The organism is Streptomyces sp. NPDC047061, from assembly GCF_040643955.1.
Taxonomy (GTDB): domain Bacteria; phylum Actinomycetota; class Actinomycetes; order Streptomycetales; family Streptomycetaceae; genus Streptomyces.
On record NZ_JBEYVI010000056.1, the window covers coordinates 38722 to 53968 of the forward strand.

Here is a 15247-nt window from a genome sequence, read left to right on the forward strand (position 1 = left end):
GCGGCACCCGCGGCGGCAACCAGGCCGTCGCCCACCTGCGCGGTGTGTTCCAAGGGCTGCACATGCGCATCATCGACCAGAACCTTGAGCTGGTCGTCACCGACGCTGACGTCGGCGAGGACGAGCAACTCACGGACGTCACCGCCACCTTGCAGCCGTTCACCGAGCAGGTACGACTGGTGGACGCCCAGCTGACCGAGCTTCTCACCGACGACCAGCAGTAATCGGCGGTCAGCAGCCGCCTGGCGCCAGTCGGGCAGAGCCCAGATGCGTCGGCCTCGATCCGGGCTCAGGCTGGCCGGTCCGTGGCCCGGAGGCCGTCCATCAGGAGGTTCAGCAAGCGACCGGCCTGAGCTTCGCGCTCGGGTCGGGGGGCCACGGTGAAGATGCCGATGAGGGCGGCGGCGATGTCTTCGGCGGTGACGTCGGAGCGGAGGTCGCCCGCCGCGCGGCCGGCGTCGAGCATCCTGGTGATGGCCGTCAGGAGCTCGGTCCGAGTCTGCGCCTGGGCGATCTCACCCGACTCGATCATCGCGAGCAGCGTGTCGAGCATGCCGTTCTTGGTCGCGACCCAGTCCCCGAACAAGTCCATCCAGCGCCATCCGATGGACTGGTTCATGACCGCCGACGCGGACACCGCCGCCCGGTTCGGCCTGACCCTGCCGGTCGGCTTCGGGACCGACTACGCGGGAGTGGTCGACCAGGTCGGCGACGGGGTGAGCGGCTTCACGCACGGCGACCGGGCGTTCGGGGGCGCTCTGTCCCGCGCGGTCGCCGACTGCGTGGTGGTCGACTCATCCGGGGACACCGCGGCGAACGAGGCCCACCACACGCCCGACGGCGTCGACGACCGCATCGCCGCCACCCTCACGATCGCGGGCCGCACGGCATCCGCCGCCCTCGCCGCGATCAACCCCGGTCCGGACGACACCGTGCTGATCGGCGGCGCCGGAGGCGGGGTCGGGGTGTTCGCCGTCCAGCTCGCCCGGATCGCCGGAGCGCGCGTGATCGGGACGGGATCGCCGTCCTCGCCCGACTACCTGCGCGAACTCGGAGCCGAACCGGTCGTCTACGGCGACGGCCTGGCCGACCGGGTCCGTGCCCTCGCTCCCGACGGCGTCACCGCCGCCATGGACCTGCACGGAGAGGAGACCGTGCACGTCGCACGGGAACTCGGCGTCCCGGACAAGCGAATCTGCACCATCGCAGCACAGATCGACGGCGTGACGGCGGCCAACGGCGCGAACGCGGCTCCCGGCGCCCTGGAAGAGATCGCGCGCCTGGTTGTGGCGGGTCGACTCCACGTGCCTGTCGAGGCGAGTTTCGCGATCGAGGAGATCCGCCGCGCGGTCGAGCTCCAGGCCGGCCGGCGCGTGAAGGGCAAGGTTGTCATCGACCTCTGAGAGGGCATTTGATCTAGGCGAATTGCCCTCTGAGAGCACTTGAGCCCTACCGGGCTTGGTCGAGGCGGCGCTGACGAGGGCGGGCCGGGCGCGTCGCGGTCGAGCGGTTCGGCGCGTCGGCGTCGGTTCAGCGCAACAGCACGGCGTCCCCGAAGTGTTCGAGCGCCACGACGGCAGCGGTCGCCGCGAGCGCGGTGACGGCCGCCGCGCCGCCGGTCACGGTCCGGCGCCCGGCGCCCCACGCGGGCAGCAGCCCGGCCGGCGCGGCCAGGGCCACGAGCACGACGACGAGACCGGACAGCGAGCCCTCGACCAGGACCGTGGCCCACACGTCGAAGGGATGCCGCCAGGAACCGAAGCGCGCCGCCCACAGCACGGTGGCCGTGAGTACGGACGCCGCCGGGGCCGCGTACAGGGCGGGGCCGAGACCGTCCGAACCCCGGCAGACGACCAGTGCGACGGCGCAGACCGCCCCCGCGCACAGCGCGGTCAGTACGTCGAGCTGCCAGGTCGCGGTCCAGTCGCGCGGCATCGCCGACGGCCGGTACCCCAGCCGGGTCACCGCCGAGGCGACGACGGCACCGGCGACGCCCAGCGCCGGGAGCCAGTGGCTGTCCAGCGGCCGGGCCCGGCGCAGGGCCGCCCACAGGGCCGTCGCGGCGACCGCCGCCAACCCGACGGCACGGGTGCCGCTCGATGCCGAGTAGGGGCCGGTGAGCAGCGCCGCGGACGGCACCGGCTCGGCGAACGCCGCCTTCAGCATCGTGCAGAAGTCCATCGCCAGCCACAACGCGCCGCCGAAGAGCAGTGCGTTGACGGTGACAACGGCCAACTGGTCCCGGAAGGCGATGCGTTCGGCACCGCGCCTGCTGCTCCACAGACGGGCGAACGCGGCACCGAGCGAGGCCGCCCCCATGACGGCGAGCGGCAGCACGATCAGCAGGGGCCATCCCCGCATCGGCCCGCTGGCCGTGGTCCCCGTGCTCTGCAACCGGACCAGCAGCCCGGCCCCGGCACTCATGCCCAGGGCGGCGTGGAGCCACCGTAGGGCCCCGCTGTTCGCGCCGCCGCGGGCCTGGGTGTCGCGCCACACCGCGATGCCCCAGCCGACGGCCAGGAACAGCCCGGCGGACAGGGCGCCGACCGGTGCCGAACTCCACGAGGTGCCGCTGAGGAGGAGGTTGCCGAGGCCGTCCATGGAGTCCAGGAGGACGGCCGCGAGCAGCCCGACCACAAGGGTGTCCAGGAGGCTGGGGCGCAGCAGCGTCAGCGGCGCGCGCAGTACGGCGAGTCGGCGGTCGTGGGTGGGGTGGTTGGCGCGCGCCCGGTCGAGCCAGCTCCGCCTCCCGGTCGGCTGCGCCCCGCCGAGCAGAGACTCCCACAGCGCGACCGACTGCCCTCGTACGGCGGAAAGATCCGCCTCGTGCTCCCGCGACCGCATGATCAGCTGAGTGACGAGCGCGGCGACCACCAGCAGGACCAGGGCCCTCGCGCCGTACTCGGCCCAGAACGGGTGGGACAGCATCCGCACAGGGCTCGTCTCCGGCAGCCGCCAGCCCTGGACGGCGGCGACGAGGGGCGCGGCGAGCAGCACCGGCGGCAGGGCCCACCACAGGCCGCGGGTGAGCCAGACCAGAACGGTGTCGCCCGCCGCGAGGTGCCCCACCTCATGGCGGACGATCGCCTCCGCCTCCGCCTCGGGGAGCAGCCGGATGCCGCGCGGCAGGACGACGCGGGAGCGCCCGCCCCGGCCGAGCACGAACGCCTCCCGGACGGGGGCGGCGCCCCAGACCAGTCGCGGCGGACGCCGTACCCCCATCTCGGCGGCGACCCGGTCGGCGAGCTCCTGCCAGCGCGCCGGTACGGCCTTCAGCGGACCCGCGCGGCGCAGCAGCCGGCGCGGCAGGACCCACAGACCGGCCAGTCCGAGCAGCAGTACCGCCGCCGAGCCCACCAGGGAGACCTCGGCCTCGCGGCGCTGCACCGGTCCCGTGCAGCGGGACACGTACAGCGCCCGGTCGAAGGCGGAGTCGGGGAACAGAGCGGCGCCCCTGCCCGAACACTTCAGCACGGCCGCGGCCCACGACGGGCCGAGCACCAGATTGTGGATCACCTGCCCCGCGAACGCGCCCGCGAGGGTCAGTGTGACGATCAGCAGTACATAGCGGGCGCCGGTGGGCGACAGGACCCCGCGCTGCCGGTCGTCACCGGCCGTCAACCGGCACCTCCGGCGCGCAGGACGGCGATGACGGCCGTGGCCACGGTGCCCGCCTGCTCGGCGTCGGCGCCGACGCTCCGGGCCCAGGCCGCCAGCGCGGCGAGGGCCACCTGCTCCTCGTCCGGGTCCAGGGCGGGCGCCGCCCCGCCGCGGCGGTCTTCCAGCAGGCGTCCGATCTTCGCCCGGACGGTCTCGCCGAGGGTGTCCACGGCCTGCCCCGCGAGGCGCTCGGCGACCATCTTCACCAGCCAGGCCGCCACCGGGAGCACGTACAGGAGAGCCGAGGTGACGATCACTCCTGAACTGACGGCCGGAGTGAGCGCGGGTTTCACCACGCCCTGCGGATCCTCCCGGAACTCCTCGAACCACTCCGCGTAGTCGGCGCGGCCGTCGGTGTCCAGCACCGCGAACACGGCACGCCCCAGGGACTCCACGGCCGCCCACCCGCCGGGCCCGGGAACCGGCACCGCCGACTCCGGCTCTGGCAGCGGCTCTTGAGCTGTGCGGGTTCCGCGTGACAGAAACATGGTTCCCCCCATGGATCACTTACCGCGGATCACCTGCCGCGGGGGAGTCACCGTAGAATCCGGAGGCCCGTTTCCGACTGACATTTTCCCTTCTGTCGCAGGTGTGATCATCCATGACTCTTTCAGGGCTGGATCATGACCGCCTCCGCGATCCGCCGGGCCGCCTCGGCGGGGGCGAGCCGCGTGGTGTCGACGACCTCGGCCTCGGCGTGCAGCCAGGTGCGGGCCGCCTCGGCATAGGGCTGGAGATATCTGAGGCGGAAGGGGAAGTTAGGGCCTCAATGCTCAAGGTAGCGATGATCCGGTTGATGCTTGTCCGGCCCGCTGGGCGGCCGTCACGGTGGAGCCATGAATCCCACCGCGAGACCGCCCGAGCCAAGACCGTCGAGGACCTCATCGCAGCATAATCAACCAGCCATCCGGCAGGCTCAGAGCGTCACCGGGCCGATCGCTGCTACAGCCCAGCTCCGGGGTCGTCCATGCCTGTGGTCCGCAGCGGCCGGTGTCCCTGCTTGTCGAGCTGGGCGAGTTCGTGCTCGTAGTCGACGGTGATCGAGCCGTAGGACGCGCGACTGCGCCGGCGCATGGATGGTGACCTCCACACATCCTTCAAGTCCCCATGATGAGCGGGCGTTTCTGGCACGAGTGCCCAGAAAATCAGGCAGCGACGGGCTCGCGGCTTCGGTGCAAGGCCGGCCCTGGGACGCCAGCAGCTGCTTTCCCTTATCGGTGAGCCGCGCGCTCCAACGGCGACGGCGCTTGGTGATTTTGATGAGCCCGCGGTTTTGGCGGGCTTGAGCCGGCGATGTGCGGCGTACTCGGTCGTGGTGGCGCTGCCCTGGCCGCCGTCGGCGCGGGTGGCGCACTGGCGCCGAATGGGCTGCCGTTTGCCTCGCCGTCCGGGACAGCGGCGTGCGCAGTGACGATTCGGCAGTGCATTGAGCGTCAACATTTTGCACGTACCGCCCACTCCGCACGTAACGCACATCGACACTGTGTTCGATTTGTGGAGTGCGAGGCTCTGACCTGCCAGTTCCTTCCGCATGTTTTTGTTTCACATGTTTTCGATGACGCATCACGTGGAGTGCGTGGCGATCCTTGAACTGGCCGCAAAGGGCACCTGACCTGCGGGTTTGGGTGGTGTGCGTAATGTGCGGTGTGGGCGTTACGGGCGATATCTTGACGCTGAAATGACGCTCTCGGGGGTATCTTGACGCTCATTTGACGCTCGTTCTGATGGGGTGTCAGGTGACCTGCGGGCAGGTCAGGGCGTGTCGAGGCGGCGCGTATCGATCGGGCGCAGAGGGCGGGTGACGCTGAACGCGGAGTTCCTGGCTCCTGCTGGTCGGACGTCCCGGACGAGGCCAAGTGCTCTGGCACGTGGGACGAGGGCGCGCCGCAGCGGCGGCATGCACCCAAGGCCGTCAGGGGGATCAGTCGTTGACAGTGGCGGCGATCCAGTCGGCGGACTCTGCGGTGTGCTTGCCGTCGGCCAGGGCGCCGAACCATTGCCGACGAGTTCGTTGAGCCGGATGGAGCAGGAGACGGGAACGGCGGTCGTCGTCCGCCGGATCCACCCCGTCCCCACGACCTCGGCGCCTCCACAGCCAACCCGGTACCGCTGTGGCGCTGCGCGTCTGGACCCCGGAGGGCTCCGAGATCAAGTGGGTCAAGCAGGTCGCCCCCACGGTCGAGGGCCTGACTTTCCGCCGCGCCGAGACCGGCCCCCGCGCAGGCGACTACCCGACAGGTTCCTCGGGCGACGAGTCCCGGGACTACCACGTCTGTGTCCGGGTGCCCCTCTCGGAAGTCGGCGAGGAGATGCTGGCCGCCCGGATCTCCCTCGTGGTCCCCCAGCCCGACGGCACGACACAGGCGGCCGCCCAGGGCCTCGTACGTGCCTGCTGGACCGACGACATGGCGGCCTCCACCCACATCAACCCCCAGGTCGCCCACTACACCGGGCAGGCCGAGCTCGCCCAGGCCATCCAGGAGGGCGTGGAAGCGCGCAAGCAGGGCGACTTCGACTCCGCGACCGCAAAGCTGGGCCGCGCCGTCCAGCTCGCCAGCACGTCCGGCAACGACGACACCGCCAAGTTGCTGGCCAAGGTGGTGGATGTCGTCGACGCCGCGAACGGCGCGGTGCGGCTCAAGGCCAAGGTGGTTGTTGTGGGCGAGATGATGCTGGAAACCCGCTCGACGAAGACCATACGCGTGAAGAAGAAATAGCGCTCTCCGTGCGTAGAGGGGTGAAGAGGGAAAAGCGAGCACGTCGACCTGCCCGAACGGCCGTCAGTCCGGAACCGACGACTGGTGCAAGGTTTGCGGCCACCGCATGACCTCCGTATCGGCACCCTCCGCCGCCGAACTCTGCCCCGACTGCGGAGCGCCCCGCGGCGACCTGGCCCGGTTCTGCGAGGCGTGCCGTTACGACTTCACCACCGGGGCAGGGGCCGGCGCCGTCTCCGCGTCTCGGTCACCTTCCTGGACGGCCACCGTCTCCGTCGACCACGAGTACTTCGCCAAGGTGATGGCCCGCAGCGAACCCGAGGACCAGAGACTCTACTTCCCCACCCACTCCCCGGACCGCCACATCCCCCTCACCCACGTCCTGATCACCATCGGCCGGCGCCGGTCCTCGGGCCACACCCCCTTTATCGACCTGGGCGGTGCCTCCGAAGACCCGGGCGTCTCCCACGAACACGCCATCCTCATCCAGCAGCCCGACTCCACCTGGTCCCTCATGGACAAGGGCTCGACCAACGGCACGACGGTCAACGGCGCCGAGGACCCTGTCGTCCCCTACAAGCCGGTGCCGCTGACGGACGGCGACCTGGTACACGTCGGACTCTGGACAACGATCACCATCCACCGGAACTGAACCGCCCGGGAGTACTGGTCACAAGAGAGTGCCTCCGCCCGAAGCGAAACGAGGATCTTCAAACTCCTCATTCTCGCCGGGCAGGGGCACACTCTATGGATTTGTCACTCAGCGAGCCAGCCGCCGCCAGTGGTTCCCGCGGGAGGAGCGGGCGGGGCAACTGGGGACGAGCGCGTCTCCAGCACGTGTCCATTCCTGTCACGAGCCGACAGCGAGATCTCTTCCCTGCGGTCCATCTTCAGGCCGAATGCGGCAACGTTCACTCCAGGGCAGTGCGGGACCGGATGCAGCCGGAGTTCGGTCGGCTCGGCCGATCCCACCGTCACGGTCAGATGCGCGACGGACTCTGCGGCTCGCACGACGATTCCGAAGACGTCTCCCTCGCTGCCCCAGTAGAGATTGAGGCTCTGATTCTCGGCAAGCGCCGGTCCCCCCATGCCGCCACCGAATACCGAGGTGCCCTGTCTGGTGATGCTGAGCATCGTCATGACATTGTCCGGACGGACGGTGGCAGTGAGCTGCCAGTCCTCTCCGGAGGGAAGCATTCCCCGGGCGACCACTTCATCGTCCTGCATGTCGCTCCTGATGAACGGGATTTCGTTTCGCCGGTGAACAGTTCACCGATGCACGGTGGCGCACGGGTATCCGGTGATCTTCGTCCAGGCGTTGCACAGCTTGGTGTTCTGCGGGTAGGTGGTGTTCGGGTTCGTGTAGTAGTAGTACACACCCGGATTGCTGTTTGGCGGGCAGATGGGATCCGATTCGAAGACCTGGTTCGAGTTCCGCACGTACTTCGCCTGGCTACAGCCCACGTTGGCGTTGGCGGTGGTGTTCCACTGGTTCACCTTGAGTCCGGTTCCCAGGACGTCGATGCACACGTCCGTGTTGCATCCGAAGTGGCTCTGCGGCTCCGCTTCGACGGACTTCGCCTGGGATTCGAGGAACCCCGGATGTGCCTGCAGATAATCACTGGATACCCAGCCGTATGCGGTGTCGCCGTTCTGGACCGACACCACTTCGTCCTGCTGCGAGTCGGCTGACGCGGCGGTGGTCGACCCTGTGAGGAGAGCGACCGAGAGCGCAGTGCCGACGGCAAGCGTGCGGGTGCGTAAAGACATGAATTCCCCGATTTCGGCGAGCGTCCGTTCCCCCGAGCGCTCGCGGTAAGTTGTGGTCGATCACGACGTTAGGTCATTTTGGGATGCTCATGACATTCGATGGTGCATTTCTTAGCGGTTCCTTAACCGGGCCTGCGTAGTTGAGAGTTGACTGTCGACTGCAATTCGGCCCGTCGCAGCGCCAGTGGTTGCCTTGGCTTCGGAGGCAGTACCTGAGGGTCGCTCACCCCCACCACTCGTGGACCTCTGCGGCATCGTGCCGAATCGGGATCCGGCATGCGGGGTGTGCTGCCGAGAGGCTTTCAACGGACATGTATCGTCCCGCACGACACGCCCGGTAACCGGCCTGCGCCGCGGAGGATCGACATGACCAGCCATCGGCACCCGATCGGCTCGGGCGAGGGACCGCCGACGGGACTGCCCGGGCCTCATGCTCCGGACCCGCGGTCCGCAGTGCGCCTCTCGCTGATGGTCGGGGCGCTCGGTGTGGTGTTCGGCGACATCGGGACCAGCCCGATCTACACCCTCCAGACGGTGTTCAACCCCGGCGACCCGCATCCCGTCCCGGTCAGCAGGGAGAACGTGTACGGGGTGGTGTCCCTGGCGTTCTGGTCGGTGATGATCATCGTCACGGTCACCTACGTGCTGCTCGCGATGCGCGCCGACAACGACGGTGAGGGCGGCATCATGGCGCTGATCACCCTGCTGCGCCGCTGGAGCGGCCCGCGGGGCGCGCGGGCCGCCGTCGTCCTGGCGGCCCTGGGCATCTTCGGCGCGTCGCTGTTCTTCGGCGACAGCATGATCACGCCGGCGATCTCGGTGCTGTCCGCGGTCGAGGGCCTGAAGGTCGTCGAGCCGTCGCTCGGTGACGCGGTCGTGCCGATCACCGCGGTGATCATCGTGGTGCTGTTCCTGGTGCAGCGCAGGGGAACCGCTGCGGTGGGCCGGGTGTTCGGGCCGGTCATGATCGTCTGGTTCCTGACCATTGGCGCGTGCGGCGTCGTCGGCATCACCGACCACCCCGAGATCCTCAAGGCCCTGTCGCCCACCTACGCTGTGGGCTTCCTGCACGGCCACTTCGACACCGCATTCTTCGCCCTGGCCGCGGTCGTGCTCGCGGTCACCGGCGCCGAGGCGCTCTACGCCGACATGGGCCACTTCGGGCGCAGCCCGATCACGCGCGCCTGGATGTTCCTCGTCTTCCCGGCGTGCGTCCTCAGCTACCTCGGTCAGGGCGCGCTGATCCTCGCCGACCCGGGCAACATCAGCAGCCCGTTCTTCCTGCTCGTACCGGGCTGGGCACGCTGGCCGATGATCCTGCTGGCCACGGCCGCCACGGTGATCGCTTCCCAGGCGGTGATCACCGGTGCGTACTCGGTCACCTCTCAGGCGGCCCAACTGGGCTATCTGCCGAGGCTGCGGATCGCGCACACCTCCGAGTCCGCCGCGGGCCAGATCTACGTCCCGTGGATCAACTGGCTGCTGATGGTCTCGGTCCTCACCCTGGTCTTCGCGTTCCGCAGCTCCGCGGCGCTGGCCTTCGCCTTCGGCATGGCGGTCACCGGCACCATCACCATCACCACCCTGCTGTTCTTCTACGTCGCCCGCGCCCAGTGGGGCACCCCGCGCTGGCTGATCGGTACCGGTGCCGCGCTGCTGCTGACGGTGGACCTGCTGTTCGTGGCGGCCAACCTGACAAAGCTCGTGCACGGCGCGTGGTTGCCGCTGCTGATCGGCCTCACCGTGTTCACCGTCATGACCACCTGGCAGCGCGGCCGCGAGCTCGTCACCGCCGAACGGGCGCGACGCGAGGGCCCGCTGGAGGAGTTCATCGACGAACTCCGCGCCAAGGAGGCGACGACGCTCCGCGTGCCCGGCACGGCCGTCTTCCTCAACCGCGGCAAGCAGACCGCGCCCCTGGCGATGCGGGCCAACCTCGAACACAACCACGTACGACACGATCACGTCGTGATCCTGGCCATCACGACCGAACCCATTCCCCGTGTCCCGGCCGACCAGCGGATCACCGTCGACGGTCTCGGCTACGGCGACGACGGGATCATCCACGTCACCGCTCACGTCGGCTACATGGAGACACCGGACGTGCCCGGCGTCCTGGCGTCGCTGGACCCGGCCTCGACCGAGGGGCCACTCCAACTCGACGAGGCGTCCTACTTCCTCTCCACGATCGAGCTCCGCCGCGGAACGGCGCCGACTATGGCGCCCTGGCGCAAGCGCCTTTTCATCGCCACCTCCTACATCACCGCGGATGCCGCCGAGTACTTCGGCCTGCCCCGAGACCGGACGGTCATCATGGGCTCGCACATCGAGGTGTAGGCGACCGCCGACTTCTACCCCGAGGCCGGACCGTCCCCTCCCGGCCGCGCCGGCACCATGGCGCGCGGCCCGGACTCCTCGGCGTACAGTACGTGCCCCTGTCGGCCGGGCCGAGGTTCGGCGAGGCAGAGTCACGCCGTCGTGTCGGCAGCTGATGCAGAGGGTGACGGTGGCGTCGGGCAGGAAGCCGAGGATCGTCGGACCGTGTCCATCGGGACGGCTGTCTACTCCTGGTCCGGACTTGGTCGGCCGGCGCCGGTCGAGGACGTTCCGGGTTTCGTGTGGAGGATCTCGCGAGCCTGCTCCGCGGCGCGGGCGAGGCTCTCGCTGACGAAGTCGAGGAAGCGGGCGACGTTCTCCAGGCGGTTGGCGGCCGGGGTGCCGGGGACGAGGACGTCGACGCCCTGCCGTGCGATCTCGACGACCCGGGCGTTGGCCCGGACGCTGGCCATCATCGACTGGTACCAGATGTCGTCGTCGACGATGTAGCGCTCACGGCGGCCTTCGCCCTGTTCCCGGCGGGCGAGGCTCTGGCTCTCCAGGAACGCGATTGCCTTGGAGATGGACGCCGGACTGACCTTGAGGCGCTCGACGAGTTCGGATGCGGTCAGGCTGCCGGTGTCGGTGAGGGTGATGGAGGCCATCACCCGGGCCGGCATCGCGGTCATGCCCGAGGCCATCATGACGGCGGTCAGTGTCTCCTCGTACTCCCGCACGGCCTCGGGATCGCGTCCGTAGGCCGGCGAGGGTGTCTCGGTCCCTCGGCGCGCGGTCTGCCTGCGCCGGTGGGCGCGGCGTTCGGTGGTGCGGTGGGCCAGGTCGGCGCGGTAGGCGGTGGGGCCGCCGTTGCGCATCACCTCCCGCGTGACCGTCGAGGTCGGACGGTCGAGGCGGCGGGCGATCTCGGCGTAAGCGAGGTCGTCGGCCAGTCCCAGCGCGATCTGCTGTCGTTCCTGCTGGGTGAGCCTGCCTCCCGGCATCGCGGTCTCCTTCGCGTCCCTCGGCGGTCCCCGCAGTGTTCAGAGTAGCGTTCATTCTCAATCTAATGCAACGGATAGATGACCTCCGTTGCATTGACCTTGAAAGTCAACGCAACGCTTTAACGCCATGTAGCTGCGCAAACTGAGGTTATGTGCAACGAGTCTGTTGTGTGATCAGTGAATGCAACGTAGCTTTTCGTTCATCGGAAACAGCGAGTCATGGGAGACAGTGATGCAGAAGTTCGCCACCCCCGCCCCGATCACCGCCGTTGTGGACATCCCCGCCGGCCGTGTCCAGCTCATCGCCGCGGATCGCGCCGACACCACCGTCGAGGTCCTGCCCGCCAACCCCTCCAAGAACCGCGACACCAAGGCCGCCGAGCAGACCACTGTCACCTACGCCGACGGAGTCCTGCGGATCACGGCGTCGGCCCCCGGCAACCAGCTCTTCGGACCCTCCGGATCCCTTCAGGTCACCGTTCAGCTGCCCGCCGGCTCCCGCGTCGAGGGCAAGGCCGCCGGGGCGGAGCTGCGTGGCGTCGGGCGCCTAGGGGAAGTCGTCTTCGACGGCGCGTACCGGGAGATCAAGATCGACGAGGCCGCGAGCCTCCGCCTCACCGCGACCGACGGCGACGTCGAGGTCGGCCGGCTGGGTGGCTCCGCGGAGATCAGCACCGCACGGGGCGACATCCGGATCAACGAAGCCGGCCCCGGCACGGTCGTCCTCCGCACCCAGGACGGCGACATCTCGGTCGCCACGGCCCCCGGCGTCTCCGGCGCCCTGGACGCCGGTACCGACTACGGCCGCGTCAGCAACGCCCTCAAGAACGACGGCAGCACCGAACTGGACATCCGCGCCACCACCTCCCGCGGCGACATCACCGCCCGCAGCCTCTGAAGAAGCGCCACCAGAACCGCCCCGTCCGGGCCCGCCGCGATCCACATGCGGGGCCCGGCCCGCAACAGCCGTACCCGACAGCTCATACGATCAGGGGGAACAGCGACATGACGAAGAACAGCACTTCCTCGAACGGTTCGGCGTGGACCGGCATGGTGCCGGTCGACGACACAGCCCTGGCCGTCACTGACACCGACGGTGCCGGCACTCCGGTGGTCTACCTCAACGGCCAGTTCGCCACGCAGGGGTACTGGCGGCGGGTCATCGCCGAACTGGGGCCGGAATGGCGGCACATCACCTACGACGAGAGGGCCCGCGGCAGGAAGTCGAAGCGTTCGGCGGACTACTCCTTCGAGGCCGCCGTCCGGGACGTCGACGCCGTTCTCGCGGCCAGGGGCGTCGACCGGGCGTTGGTGGTGGGCTGGTCGTACGGGGCGTTCGTCGGGGCGCACTGGGCCAACCGGAATCCGGAGCGTGCGCTGGGCGCGGTCCTGGTCGACGGCGCGCAGCCGTACGACTGGCTGGACGAGGCCATGGAGCAGCGGATCCGGAAGCTGTTCCGGCGGATGGGCTGGTTCCTGCCGCTGCTGCGCCCGACGGGCCTGACCCCGCGGATGACCCCCGTACAGATGGCGGACTGCAATATCGAGCTGGGCAAGATCTCCCGCGCAGGCGAACTGGGCCCCGTGCTGGACGACATCACCGTTCCGGTGCGGTACGTGCTGGCCTCCGGGGCGTCCCTCGGAAGCAAGGGTGACGAGCAGGAACGCATCCGCGCCGGCCTCGACGAGGTATTCGAGCGAAACCCGAACCTCCGGCTCAGCGCGAAGGTCGCCAGCAATCACGACGCGATCCTGAAGAAGGACTTCACGGCCGTTGCCGAGGCCGTCCGCGAGGTGGCCGCTCTCGATCGCGGCGAGCACTGAAGACGCGATCGCCGGACCGGCGGCTCTACGTTCTCGCCACCGTCGTCATCACCGCCCACCACGGCTGCGTCCGGACCGTGCAGGGCACTCGGTCATTCGTGTGCGCGGACGCGGTGAAGCAGCCGGATCCGGTTCATTCGTCGATGAGTTCGTCGAGAACCTCGGCGGCGGTGGTGTTGCCCTGGTCTGCCAGACGTCGGAGTTCGGCGAGGTCGTCCTGTTCGGCGGCGAGTTCGATGAGCTGGTCTGTCGCGGTGGAGTTGCCGGTCTCCGCGAGACGCCGGAGTTCCTCCATGTCACCTTGTTCCGCGGCCAGTTCGATCAGCTCGTCGGCGGCGTCCGGGTCTCCGCGATCGATGCGCTCGCGCAGGGCTGCCACATCGGACTGGTAGGTCGGGTTGGGTTCGGTCGTCATGGAACTCTCCGTGCCGTCGGGGCTGTGAGGGGCTATGAGCCGGAAGGCGGCAGCTTCCCGGAGTCGCGCAGTCCCTCGCGGTGTGCGTGCCACTCGTCCCGCAGTGCGGGCAGGCGCTCGGCGAGGAACTCCGCCAGCGCGACCATCTCTTCGAGCGGGGCCCGGCGCGTCGGCGTCGCGTCGGTGAGCAGGTCCAAGCCCTCCCGGAACAGTGCCGCGTGCTCCAGGTGGAGGGTCGCGTCGAAGTTCTGCGGCTGTCGGCCGGTCGGGTTCAGGCTCACCCGGTCCATCCGTTCGCCGGCCGATCTGGTGCGTCGTGCCAGGTCATAGCTCTCCAGCAGCTTGACCGCACCCGTGATCGCGCTTCTGCTCGCCAGCAGTGCGTCGCTCAGCTCGTCGATCGTCTGCTGGGCCGGATCGCAGACGAGCAGATATCCGAGCAGACGTCCGGCCATGGGCGGGAAAGCGTAGTGGCGGGCGTAGAAGCGGCCGACGTGGTCGGCGAAGATCAACTGGGCGTCCTGTGGCACATCGGCAATCTAGCATCTATCACTGAGATGACACTTATTTCTGTCATCTCGAATGTGTTGGTGATGGGTGGGCTCACAGGTGATGCGTGAGGGGGCTATCAGGGACTATCTGCTCTGCGGTCAGGAAAGTCCCGATGCCCGAAGCACCGCTTGGACCGTCTCGTCGTCGATGTGATGCCCCAGCCGCTCCATGACATCCGCTCCCAGGCGCAGCGTTCCGCGTTCCAGGGAGCGCCGGACACCCGTGTCGAGCTCGTGCCAGAGCAAGGGGCTTGCCGCGAGGATCCGCGGATCGAGTTCCAGCCGGTTGCCGAAGGTGTCGCGCAGGACCAGGTGGGAGGAGACGCCCTCGTACTGTCGTACGGCCGTCAGTGCGTTCGTGTGGACGATGCGTCGGCGCCACGGAGTGCGGACCGCGAGCCAGCCTGAGCCCGCGCTGACCCGTGGCGGCAGCAGGATGGCGCACACCGCGGCCGACAAGGTGAACCAGAGTAGGGCGCGGAGAGGCGTCAGGCTTCCCGCGTCCCAGTCGACCAGGAGGGTCATGGCGCAGAACAGCAGGGCGCAGCCCACCGCAAGCCGGGCGCTGCCGCGCCAGTGGCGGTCGCCGGCCGGGGGTGCCGGTCTGCTCCGTTCCATGCCGCCGACGCTAGGCGGCCGTAGGGCGGTCCGCTCCTGCTGCTGACGGGGTCCTAGCGTGGCACAGGTGAATATTGACGGGATCCTGACGCGGTCGCCGGAGCCTCAGCCGGTGTGGACGCGGGGCCGCCGGGCGCGGTCCGGTTCCGCCTCGCGCAGCACCTCGCGGGTGACCGGGGCGACCTCGCCCTGGCCGAAGAGGAAGAAGCGCAGGAAGTTGGCGAACGGGCTGCCCTCGGTCCACTCGAAGTAGATGTGCGGGATGCAGCCGGTCTCGTCCCGGACGTGCAGCAGCAGTGCGGCCAGGGCGTTGGGGATGGAGGCCGACTCCAGGGTCAGCACGCGGTAGCGGTTGTGCAGGACCTCGCCGCGGAC

The 15247-nt window shown here is 69.2% G+C and carries 14 protein-coding genes and 5 pseudogenes; 7 read left to right on the forward strand and 12 right to left on the reverse strand.

All coding sequences use genetic code 11. The features are described 5' to 3' along the window. Positions 1-14 precede the first annotated feature (14 nt). A pseudogene (locus ABZ887_RS45740) lies at positions 15-224 on the forward strand (hypothetical protein); the annotation flags it as partial. Between the two features lie 65 nt (positions 225-289). Here the strand turns inward: ABZ887_RS45740 and ABZ887_RS45745 are convergent. Then, a pseudogene (locus tag ABZ887_RS45745) lies at positions 290-598 on the reverse strand (TetR/AcrR family transcriptional regulator); the annotation flags it as partial. Here ABZ887_RS45745 and ABZ887_RS45750 point away from each other — a divergent pair. Further along, positions 552-1403 (forward strand): zinc-binding dehydrogenase, encoded by an 852-nt coding sequence (locus ABZ887_RS45750; protein WP_361304608.1) that lies wholly within the window; start codon positions 552-554, stop codon positions 1401-1403. The pseudogene ABZ887_RS45745 and the gene ABZ887_RS45750 sit on opposite strands and share 47 nt — an antisense overlap. A gap of 127 nt (positions 1404-1530) precedes the next feature. On the opposite strand, the gene ABZ887_RS45755 is transcribed toward ABZ887_RS45750, so the two are convergent. The 4 genes and pseudogenes from ABZ887_RS45755 to ABZ887_RS45770 all read right to left on the reverse strand — a co-directional run bounded on the left by ABZ887_RS45755 (position 1531) and on the right by ABZ887_RS45770 (position 4734). Next, entirely contained in the window at positions 1531-3621 is a 2091-nt protein-coding gene (locus ABZ887_RS45755) for a M48 family metalloprotease (RefSeq protein ID WP_361304611.1), read from the reverse strand. Continuing rightward, positions 3618-4088, reverse strand: a complete 471-nt coding sequence (locus ABZ887_RS45760) for a hypothetical protein (RefSeq protein ID WP_361304614.1) — start codon at positions 4086-4088, stop codon at positions 3618-3620. The genes ABZ887_RS45755 and ABZ887_RS45760 overlap by 4 nt, the downstream gene beginning before the upstream one ends. 182 nt (positions 4089-4270) lie before the next feature. Continuing rightward, positions 4271-4426, reverse strand: a pseudogene (locus ABZ887_RS45765) (ATP-binding protein); the annotation flags it as partial. Positions 4427-4602: 176 nt separating this feature from the next. Then, positions 4603-4734: a hypothetical protein gene (locus tag ABZ887_RS45770; RefSeq protein WP_361304617.1), complete on the reverse strand. Its 132-nt coding sequence runs from the start codon at positions 4732-4734 to the stop codon at positions 4603-4605. 1037 nt (positions 4735-5771) lie between these two features. Between ABZ887_RS45770 and ABZ887_RS45775 the strand changes: the two are divergent. Then, positions 5772-6377, forward strand: a pseudogene (locus ABZ887_RS45775) (hypothetical protein); the annotation flags it as partial. A gap of 106 nt (positions 6378-6483) precedes the next feature. Further along, positions 6484-7029, forward strand: coding sequence for an FHA domain-containing protein (locus ABZ887_RS45780; RefSeq protein WP_361304620.1), 546 nt, complete (start codon positions 6484-6486; stop codon positions 7027-7029). A 104-nt stretch (positions 7030-7133) separates the two neighbouring features. On the opposite strand, the gene ABZ887_RS45785 is transcribed toward ABZ887_RS45780, so the two are convergent. Both ABZ887_RS45785 and ABZ887_RS45790 read right to left on the reverse strand, forming a co-directional pair. Further along, a complete protein-coding gene (locus tag ABZ887_RS45785; protein ID WP_361304623.1) occupies positions 7134-7604 on the reverse strand; it encodes a hypothetical protein in 471 nt (156 codons plus the stop codon). Between the two features lie 42 nt (positions 7605-7646). Continuing rightward, positions 7647-8147: a hypothetical protein gene (locus ABZ887_RS45790; RefSeq protein WP_361304626.1), complete on the reverse strand. Its 501-nt coding sequence runs from the start codon at positions 8145-8147 to the stop codon at positions 7647-7649. A 366-nt stretch (positions 8148-8513) separates the two neighbouring features. On the opposite strand from ABZ887_RS45790, the gene ABZ887_RS45795 reads away from it, so the two are divergent. Continuing rightward, a complete protein-coding gene (locus ABZ887_RS45795) occupies positions 8514-10484 on the forward strand; it encodes a potassium transporter Kup (protein ID WP_361304629.1) in 1971 nt (656 codons plus the stop codon). A 224-nt stretch (positions 10485-10708) separates the two neighbouring features. Here the strand turns inward: ABZ887_RS45795 and ABZ887_RS45800 are convergent, their stop codons facing one another. Beyond that, positions 10709-11464, reverse strand: coding sequence for a helix-turn-helix domain-containing protein (locus ABZ887_RS45800; protein ID WP_361304631.1), 756 nt, complete (start codon positions 11462-11464; stop codon positions 10709-10711). Between the two features lie 232 nt (positions 11465-11696). On the opposite strand from ABZ887_RS45800, the gene ABZ887_RS45805 reads away from it, so the two are divergent. Then, positions 11697-12362: a DUF4097 family beta strand repeat-containing protein gene (locus ABZ887_RS45805; RefSeq protein WP_361304634.1), complete on the forward strand. Its 666-nt coding sequence runs from the start codon at positions 11697-11699 to the stop codon at positions 12360-12362. Between the two features lie 107 nt (positions 12363-12469). Then, positions 12470-13288 (forward strand): alpha/beta fold hydrolase, encoded by an 819-nt coding sequence (locus ABZ887_RS45810; RefSeq protein ID WP_361304637.1) that lies wholly within the window; start codon positions 12470-12472, stop codon positions 13286-13288. A gap of 133 nt (positions 13289-13421) precedes the next feature. Here ABZ887_RS45810 and ABZ887_RS45815 read toward each other — a convergent pair whose 3' ends face one another. From ABZ887_RS45815 to ABZ887_RS45830, 4 genes and pseudogenes are all read right to left on the reverse strand, one after another. After that, a complete protein-coding gene (locus ABZ887_RS45815; RefSeq protein ID WP_361304640.1) occupies positions 13422-13703 on the reverse strand; it encodes a hypothetical protein in 282 nt (93 codons plus the stop codon). A 32-nt stretch (positions 13704-13735) separates the two neighbouring features. Further along, entirely contained in the window at positions 13736-14233 is a 498-nt protein-coding gene (locus ABZ887_RS45820; protein ID WP_361304643.1) for a hypothetical protein, read from the reverse strand. Between the two features lie 120 nt (positions 14234-14353). Beyond that, a complete protein-coding gene (locus ABZ887_RS45825) occupies positions 14354-14872 on the reverse strand; it encodes a hypothetical protein (protein ID WP_361304646.1) in 519 nt (172 codons plus the stop codon). Between the two features lie 105 nt (positions 14873-14977). Continuing rightward, positions 14978-15247: pseudogene (locus ABZ887_RS45830) on the reverse strand (amino acid transporter); the annotation flags it as partial.